Annotated in this window: 2 protein-coding genes; both read left to right on the top strand. The window is 35.1% G+C overall.

All coding sequences use genetic code 11. The features are described from left to right. Positions 1–216, top strand: a 216-nt coding sequence (locus GHI93_RS12755; RefSeq protein WP_153497365.1) for a RusA family crossover junction endodeoxyribonuclease, incomplete at its 5' end; no start/stop codon positions are given. 106 nt (positions 217–322) lie between these two features. Beyond that, positions 323–637, top strand: coding sequence for a DUF7339 family protein (locus GHI93_RS12750; RefSeq protein WP_153497364.1), 315 nt, complete (start codon positions 323–325; stop codon positions 635–637). Positions 638–810: the final 173 nt, after the last annotated feature.

Raw genomic sequence — 810 nt, 5'->3', positions numbered from 1 at the left:
AAGTTATCCGTTACTTTCTTCTACGCTATCAAGCAAAATAAGCGCTGGTGGCAATGGAAAACGACAAGACCTGACTTAGATAATCTCATGAAGAACTTGCAAGACTATATGACTAAGTTGCGTTATTACAGTGACGACAGCCAAATTGTATGGCTTGAATCAAAAAAGTTTAACAGCGAGAAAAACAGAATTGAAATTGAAATTACAGAGGTGTAAATGCCACAATAGCCATAATTCATGAAAACTACGCTTACATAGAGCGTTTATATATGATTAGGTAAACTTATATGCTGGACGTGCAAAACGTCTTAGAAAGGAAAATATGACGCCACAGAAATTCTATCAAGAGTTGGAAGATAGAGGACTTAATTTAACGGAAATAAACAAGATGTATAGAGACAGATATGGAGTAAGTTCAAATTTATATGCATACAGAAGAAATAACGGAATTCCATCAATTAAGTTTCTGAAAATAATTAGAGAACTAACTGACGATGACTTCATTTACGATTCAGCATTAGAAAAGTGCGAGTATATGCTTGGCAAGAAGAATTTGCTTGAACTAGAGGACTTATTGTACGAGCTGAAGCCATCAAAAGCTAAAATAATGGAAATTAGAATGCGAAGGAAAGCATAGAGGAAAATGTTATGATACCAAAATTTAGAGTGTGGGATAAGAAAAGAGCTGAGATGCTCAAACTAGTGTCAATGAATTTCCACGAATATATTCCAATTGACGACTTGATATGCTCATGCAGTGATGGCCCTATCACAAGAAACTTTGAAGATGTTATCCTCATGCAGTCAACA

The sequence above is a fragment of the Lactococcus hircilactis genome (assembly GCF_009601015.1).
GTDB classification, from domain to species: Bacteria; Bacillota; Bacilli; order Lactobacillales; family Streptococcaceae; genus Lactococcus; species Lactococcus hircilactis.
The sequence above is the reverse complement of the archived record's forward strand: the minus strand, read 5'-3'. Positions and strand labels throughout refer to the sequence as shown.

What these genes read in the sequence shown, in the direction of transcription:
- GHI93_RS12750 (WP_153497364.1), top strand. Translation starts at nt 323, where the DNA reads ATGACGCCACAGAAATTCTATCAAGAGTTGGAAGATAGAGGACTTAAT.